Origin of the sequence: Lactobacillus delbrueckii subsp. delbrueckii DSM 20074 = JCM 1012 (genome assembly GCF_001433875.1) — a bacterium.
Classification (GTDB): domain Bacteria; phylum Bacillota; class Bacilli; order Lactobacillales; family Lactobacillaceae; genus Lactobacillus; species Lactobacillus delbrueckii.
Map to the genome: position 1 here is coordinate 21,787 of NZ_AZCR01000016.1, position 7,152 is coordinate 28,938.

Genomic DNA, 7,152 nt, shown 5'->3' on the forward strand with positions numbered 1-7,152 from the left:
CCTACAAGTTTTTTAGTGGTGGCTGGCCCCGCTGGTCGCGTCGTGGTGGCCTTCATGACCTGCTCTTGAAGCGGCAGTAACGGCTTCGACCAAGCGGCGGCTGGTCGAAGCTTCAGCCGCGTGGAAGCAGGCACCCATGTCCATGTCTTCAACGTCCATCCCTGGCATGAAGACTTCGCCTGGTTCAACGCCCATTTCTTCTGCAAAGGCGTTGGTGATGGTTTCCATGTCCATCAGCTTGTAGGTCTTGTCCGGATCCTTCGGGTCAACGATTTGGATCTGGGCCATCATGCCGGCATCTTCGTGCTCGATGATGTGGCAGTGGTACATGAACACCCCGGCGTTTTGGAAGTAGACCTTCAGGCGGACAGTTTCGCCTGGGCCGACTTCAATAGTGTCATTGTAGACATTGATTTCGTTCGGGTTAGGCTTTTGCCCGTTGCGGGAAACAACCAGGAAGTGGGCCCCGTGGATGTGGAAGGGATGCAGCATCCCTGAAGCAGAGTTGTTGGTGTTGGTTACGTCCCAGTATTCAACTGAGTTCAAGGTCTGCTTCATGTCGATTTTTTCCATGGAGAAGCGGAGACCGTTGATCTTGTCGTGGTCGTCCATGGTTACGTGGCGGACTGGCGATTCGCTGTTCACAGCCGGGTCGTCCGGAGTGAAGATGTTGAATGGCAGTTCACGGTCGTCTTTTTCAAAGGCGTGGATGCGGAATTCAACCAGCTTGAAGTAGTCAGTGTAGAGGCTGACAACGTCGCCTTCCTTGTAGCCGGCAAAGTCAACGATGACTTGTTGTCTTTCTCCTGGCCCGATCAAAAGCTTCTTAACGTCAATCGGGTGTCTGAGGAAGGAGTCGTCCCCGCCGATTTGTGTCATGGTCAAGTCGTTTTCAAAGTGCAGGCGCCATTCCCGGCGGTCAGACCCGCCCAAGAAGAGGAGACGGACCTTTTGGGTCGTCACGTCAACGTAAGGACGGACCACGCCGTTGATCAAAGGCACTTCACCAAAGACCCCCATCGGGTCGTAGTCAGCCCGGTAGTCGAGCTGGTTGTCGTGGAAGGTCCGGTCTTGCAGGATGATCGGGAATTCGTCAACCCCGTAGTTCCTTGGAATCGGCAGGCGGGCTTCGTTGTCGTCAGTAACCACAACCCCCATGGCCAGGCCCATCCAGACCTGCATGGCCGTTGACGGACATGGGTGGGCGTGCAGCCAGGTCAGAGCGGCTGGCTGCTTGACCGTAAATTCGATGTCTTTTTCTTCGCCAGGGTATACTGGGGCGTGGCAGCCGCCGTCAGTAATTGGTCACGGAACTTCCATGCCGTGCCAGTGGAATGAAGTGAGGACAGGCAGGCTGTTCTTCAAACGCACGTGGACTCTTTGCCCGGTCTTGACTACCAGGGTCTGGCCCAAAAGGGGAGCGTTGTAGCCCCAGGTCTTGGTCTTCTTGCCTGGCAGGATCTGGCTTTCGCCTTCCTGGGCCTCGATGGTGTAGTAGATGTCATTGCCGTCAACCTTGTCCGGCGCTAAAAGCGGGGGAACGGCCAAAGGCTGGGCCTCAACGCTAGCTGGAATGGTCAGCGGCTTGTAGCCCATGTGGCTCTTATCAAAGTCTTTTTCAGAATAAAAGTAATCCGGATAAACTGCCATGATCAGTGCCTCCTTATTTTTACTAAATCAACAGTTTAAAATTGCTGCTTTTTACATATTCACTTTCTTTTCTAAAAGCGCTTTCCAGTGATCAAAGCAGATTATAGAACTATTTTTTATAAAAAAATTGACATAGGTCAATTTTGACAATTTTTTTGAAAAAAGGGCTGTTTTTCGCAAGTTAATCTGTAATTTTGCTAAAAAACAAGTATTTTTTGAATTTTGCTGAAAAGAGTAAGGGAAGAAGACAGGGAAGAAAAAAAGAGCCCAGTGGGCTCTTTTTGCAGGGATTACTTGTCAACGTGGATTTCGACGACCCGGCGGAGCTTGTCAACCGTAAGCTGATAGCTGGTCTGGTCGGGAATCAGCCGCTTGATTACAAATTCGAGTTCTTCCTCGCGGATCTTGCGGTGGTGGTTTTCCAGAACGATCTCGATGGCGATTGGGCTTTCGGTATAAACTACGGTAGTGTTGCCTAAGGAGTAAACTTTCACATAGTTCACGCTCGTAGTATTTAGCTGACTGTGAACTAATTCGGCATAGCTATTAGTGACATCAATTAAGTGCATAAAACTTCACCCGTTTCTATTTGTCTCTGATATTCCCCTCACTTTCATTATAACGCATTCAAGAAAAAACAAGGATCCTTTTTGGATAATCCTTGTTTTTTCTGCTCAGATGCTCAGAGATAGTTATTTTTCTTTGCTTGCTTCAGTGACTGGCAGGGCGGGAACTTCTTCGAAAATCGTGATTTCCCCGTCCTTTAAGTCCGCCACTAATTGCTTGGCTTCAGTGTGGTCCAGCTTGTAGTCGGCCACCTTGTCTTCAATTTCTTCTTGGATGACCCGGCGAAGCGGACGAGCGCCCATTTCCGGATCGTAGCCTTCCTCAACCAGCTTGTCCTTGGCCGCGTCGGTAACCTTGATGTGCAGGCCCTGGTCGCTGACCATGGCGTTGGTCTTGTCCAAAAGGAGGTTGACGATCTGCAGGAGGTTGCCCTTGCTCAATGGGTGGAACTGGATGATGTCGTCAAAGCGGTTCAGGAATTCCGGCTTGAAGTACTGGCTCATCACCTTGCGGGTTTCTTCAGCTTCATTCTTGTTGTTTTCTGCCGCGAAGCCTACGTTGGCCGTCTTGATTCCCTGGCCGGCGTTTGAGGTCATGATGATGATCGTGTCCTTGAAGGAAACAGTCCGCCCTTGTGAGTCGGTCAAGCGGCCGTCGTCAAGAATCTGCAAGAAGAGGTTCAAAACATCCGGGTGGGCCTTTTCAACTTCGTCCAAAAGGATCAAGCTGTATGGGTTGTGGCGGACCCGTTCGGTCAATTGGCCGGCTTCTTCATAGCCGACATAGCCCGGGGCAGACCCAATCAATTTGGAGACGGAGTATTGCTCCATGAATTCGGACATGTCGAAGCGGATCATGGCGTCTTCGCTGCCGAACATCTTCAAGGCCAGCTGCTTGGCCAGCTCGGTCTTGCCGACCCCGGTCGGGCCAACAAAGAGGAAGGAGCCGATTGGCCGGCCGGACTTGTTGAAGCCGATCCGGTTTCTTCTGATGGCCCGGGCCACCTTGTCAACGGCCTCGTCCTGGCCGATAACCTTAGCCTTGAGGTCGCTGGCTAGGTTGATCAGCTGGTTTTCTTCTTGTGCCTGGATGTCGCCGACCGGGATGTTGGTCTTTTCTTCCACGATCTTGTCCATGACCTTGGCCGTAATGGTTGGGGTCTTGTCCGGGTCGACGTTTTGGTCCTTCAGCTTCTCGTATTTTTCGATCTGGTCGCGGTAGTAGGCAGCCTTTTCGTAGTCTTCGTTCTTCAAGGCATCCTGCTTGAGCTTCTCAGCCGCGTCGATTCTTTCCTGGATCTTTTCCTCATCGATGTAAGGGATGGTCAGGTTCATTCTTGACCCGGCTTCGTCCAGAAGGTCGATGGCCTTGTCTGGCAGGAAGCGGTCCTGGATGTAGCGGGCAGACAGCTTGACGGCGGCTTCGATGGCGTCGTCAGTGTATTTGACGTGGTGGTAGTCCTCGTAGCGCTTCTGGATCCCCTTGAGGATCTTGATTGTCTCGTCGATGCTTGGTTCCTTGACTTCAACTGGCTGGAAGCGCCGGGCCAGGGCGGAGTCCTTTTCGATTTCCCGGAATTCCTTGATAGTCGTAGCCCCGACTAACTGCAGCTCACCTCTGGCCAGAGCCGGCTTGATGATGTTGCCGGCGTCCATGCCGCCTTCAGAATTGCCGGCGCCGACGATTTCATGGATTTCGTCGATAAAGAGGATGATGTCCGGCTGGCTCTGCAGTTCCTTGACCAGCTGCTGCATTCTTTGCTCAAACTGGCCCCGGATCCCGGTCCCTTGGACCATGGAAACCATGTTGAGGGAGATGATCCGCTTGTTTTGTAACTTGGCTGGAACTGACCCGTCCACGATGTCCTGGGCCAGGCCTTCAACGACCGCGGTCTTGCCGACCCCGGCTTCCCCGATCAGGACTGGGTTGTTCTTGGTCCGCCGGTTGAGGATTTCAATTACCCGGGCGATTTCCCGGTCCCGGCCGATAACTGGGTCGATCTTGCCCTTCTTGGCCAGAGCTGTTAAGTCGGTCCCGAACTGGTCAAGAAGGGACTGGCCGCCGCCATTGCCGCCCCGGCCCGGGGTCGGGCCGAATGGATTTTGGTTGTTGTAACGGTTTGCGCCATTTGACTGCCCGTTCAAAGCATTGAAGAGGTCGTCAAAGTCGCCGAAAAAGTTGTTATTATTCATTTGATTGCCTTGTTGATTCCTTAACTCTTGGTAGCATTGCTGACATAAGTTGATTTCATTGTTTTGGCCGTTGATCTTCGTGTAAAGATGTATCGAGGCCTGCCGTTGGTGACAGTTTTGACACAACATGTTAAAATACCGCCTTTCATCAAAGCTCTGCCTAAATTATAGAGCTTAGCACTCTAATTAGTCAAGTGCTAAGACTCAGGGGAGAAAATAGCCGGCCTTTGAGACTTCTTCCTTTAATCTTGACAAAAAATTGCGCTAAAATAATGGACAGGAGGTTGTGACATTAATATGGACTATACTGATATTTTGGAGAAATTGGTCTCAGGCGACTTGCTGGAGTACCAGATCGACCCGCAGAAGGACCCGGAAGATGCGTTTGCTTTCCAGCAGAGCCTGCGCAACTACGGAAAAAACAAGAAAATCACCGGCCGGGCCGGCCGCGGCGGGGTTATTACCTATACTTCGATAGAGAATAAGCCCAAATATTAATGGAAACATTTACAATTAAGTTGTATTGACCTCGAAAACATGTTATTCTTTAAAAGAGACGGTACTTTGGTATCCAATTCTTGATTTTTAAAGGAGATAATTTACGATGGAAAAGAAAGAATTTCACATTATCGCTGAAACTGGTATTCACGCTCGTCCAGCTACCTTGTTGGTACAAGCTGCTTCAAAGTTTGGTTCAGACATCAACCTTGAATACAACGGTAAGTCAGTTAACCTTAAGTCAATCATGGGCGTAATGTCATTGGGTGTTGGCCAAGGTGCAGACGTAACTATCAGCGCTGAAGGCGATGACGAAAAGGAAGCTATCGCAGCTATTGCTGAAACTATGTCAAAAGAAGGTTTGGCTGAATAATGACTGAAACTTTGAGGGGTATAGCAGCCAGTGACGGCGTTGCTGTTGCTCCAGCCTACCTCCTGGTCGAACCGGACCTTTCTTTTGAAAAGAAGTCCGTTGCTGACGTGGAAGCTGAAGTAGCCCGCTTCGATAAGGCAGTTGCCGAATCACAAGCTGAATTGGAAAGCATCCGCAAGGTTGCCGCAGAAAGCTTGGGTGAAGAAGAAGCGCAAGTCTTTGACGCCCACTTGATGTTCCTGTCAGACCCTGAATTCACTGGCCAGATCAGCGCCAAGATCAAGAGCGACGCTGTCAACAGTGAAGCAGCTTTGGATGAAGTTGCCCAAAACTTCATCACTATATTCCAAAGCATGACTGACAATGCCTACATGCAAGAACGTGCAGCTGACGTCCGCGACGTTTCAAAGCGGATCATGGCGCACTTGCTGGGCAAGGAACTGCCTAACTTGGCAAGCATCGACCACGAAGTAGTTCTGGTGGCTGAAGACTTGACGCCAAGTGACACGGCACAATTGAACAAGAAGTACGTTAAGGGCTTCGTAACTGACCTGGGCGGCCGGACTGCCCACTCAGCCATCATGGCCCGGTCTTTGGAAATCCCAGCTGTTGTCGGGACTGAAAAGATCACCACTTCTGTAGAAAACGGCCAAATGCTGATCGCTGACGGTTTGGATGGGGTGGCTATCGTTGAACCAAGCGAAGAACAAGTGGCTGACTACCGCAAGAAGGGCGACGACTTCGCTAAGCAAAAGGCTGAATGGCGGAAGTTGAAGGACGAACCATCAGTAACTGCTGACGGCAAGCACTTCACGATCGCTGCCAACATCGGTACTCCAGACGACCTGGCTGGCGTTTTGGAAAACGGTGCTGAAGCAGTCGGCTTGTTCAGAACTGAATTCTTGTACATGAACTCAAACGACTTCCCAACTGAAGAAGACCAGTTTGAAGCCTACAAGAAGGTTCTGGAAGGCATGAACGGCAAGCAGGTTGTCATCAGAACTATGGACATCGGTGGCGACAAGCACCTGTCCTACTGGGACCTGCCAGAAGAAATGAAACCATTCCTGGGTATCCGGGCCGTTCGTCTGTCCTTGAAAAACAAGGAAATCTTCCGCACCCAGCTGCGTGCCTTGCTGAGAGCATCAGCTTACGGCAAGCTGGGGATCATGTTCCCAATGATCGGTACTTTGGACGAACTTCACCAAGCCAAGGCTGTTTTGGCTGAAGAAAAGGACAAGCTGGTCAAGGAAGGCGTCAAGGTTGGCGACGACCTGCAAGTCGGCATGATGATCGAAGTTCCGGCAGCTGCCGTTCTGGCAGACCAATTTGCCAAGGAAGTCGACTTCTTCTCAATCGGGACCAACGACTTGATCCAATACACTATGGCTGCTGACCGGGGCAACGAAAACGTTTCTTACCTCTACCAGCCATACAACCCGTCAGTTCTCCGCCTCATCAAGCACACGATCGACTCAGCTCACGAAGCTGGTATCTGGTGCGGGATGTGTGGTGAAGCAGCTGGTGACTCAATCATGTTCCCAATCCTGCTTTCCATGGGCTTAGACGAATACTCAATGAGCGCAACTTCAATTCTGCGGATCAGAAACGAAATGAAGAAGCTCTCGACTGAAGAACTCGCCAGCCTGGCTGACAAGGCAACCAAGGAATCATTGACCAACGAAGATAACATCGAACTGGTTAAGAACTTGATGGCTGACAAGTAAAGAGCAAATTAAAAGCGATTAGCGTGAGCTGACCGCTTTTTTGCTTGCTTAATTAAGAAATTTAAAAGAAACGCCAATTGCAAGAATAAATTGAACACTTACCATAACATCTGGCAGATTTTGACTATCTACGCCGGTAAATGCG

5 protein-coding genes and 1 pseudogene are annotated in these 7,152 nt (G+C 50.7%); 3 read left to right on the top strand and 3 right to left on the bottom strand.

Annotated features, from left to right (window positions below; all coding sequences use genetic code 11):
- Nucleotides 1-12 precede the first annotated feature (12 nt).
- The 3 genes and pseudogenes from FD23_RS04040 to FD23_RS04050 form a co-directional block, all read right to left on the bottom strand.
- Nucleotides 13-1,650: pseudogene (locus FD23_RS04040) on the bottom strand (multicopper oxidase family protein).
- A 290-nt stretch (nucleotides 1,651-1,940) separates the two neighbouring features.
- Complete coding sequence (locus FD23_RS04045; protein WP_025896000.1) at nucleotides 1,941-2,219, bottom strand: DUF1827 family protein; 279 nt, start codon at nucleotides 2,217-2,219, stop codon at nucleotides 1,941-1,943.
- A 123-nt stretch (nucleotides 2,220-2,342) separates the two neighbouring features.
- Nucleotides 2,343-4,538, bottom strand: coding sequence for an ATP-dependent Clp protease ATP-binding subunit (locus FD23_RS04050; RefSeq protein ID WP_052933580.1), 2,196 nt, complete (start codon nucleotides 4,536-4,538; stop codon nucleotides 2,343-2,345).
- Nucleotides 4,539-4,706: 168 nt separating this feature from the next.
- Between FD23_RS04050 and FD23_RS04055 the strand changes: the two genes are divergently transcribed.
- From FD23_RS04055 to ptsP, 3 genes are all read left to right on the top strand, one after another.
- Nucleotides 4,707-4,907, top strand: a complete 201-nt coding sequence (locus FD23_RS04055) for a hypothetical protein (protein WP_002877932.1) — start codon at nucleotides 4,707-4,709, stop codon at nucleotides 4,905-4,907.
- A 106-nt stretch (nucleotides 4,908-5,013) separates the two neighbouring features.
- On the top strand, nucleotides 5,014-5,280 hold the full coding sequence (locus FD23_RS04060) for a phosphocarrier protein HPr (RefSeq protein ID WP_002877930.1): 267 nt from the start codon (nucleotides 5,014-5,016) through the stop codon (nucleotides 5,278-5,280).
- Nucleotides 5,280-7,007, top strand: coding sequence for a phosphoenolpyruvate--protein phosphotransferase (ptsP, locus tag FD23_RS04065; RefSeq protein WP_052933581.1), 1,728 nt, complete (start codon nucleotides 5,280-5,282; stop codon nucleotides 7,005-7,007). The genes FD23_RS04060 and ptsP overlap by 1 nt, the downstream gene beginning before the upstream one ends.
- Nucleotides 7,008-7,152: the final 145 nt, after the last annotated feature.

Excerpts from the sequence above, each read along its gene's own strand:
- FD23_RS04045 (WP_025896000.1), bottom strand. The coding sequence starts at position 2,219 with ATGCACTTAATTGATGTCACTAATAGCTATGCCGAATTAGTTCACAGT.
- FD23_RS04050 (WP_052933580.1), bottom strand. The coding sequence starts at position 4,538 with ATGTTGTGTCAAAACTGTCACCAACGGCAGGCCTCGATACATCTTTAC.
- FD23_RS04055 (WP_002877932.1), top strand. The coding sequence starts at position 4,707 with ATGGACTATACTGATATTTTGGAGAAATTGGTCTCAGGCGACTTGCTG.
- FD23_RS04060 (WP_002877930.1), top strand. The coding sequence starts at position 5,014 with ATGGAAAAGAAAGAATTTCACATTATCGCTGAAACTGGTATTCACGCT.
- ptsP (WP_052933581.1), top strand. The coding sequence starts at position 5,280 with ATGACTGAAACTTTGAGGGGTATAGCAGCCAGTGACGGCGTTGCTGTT.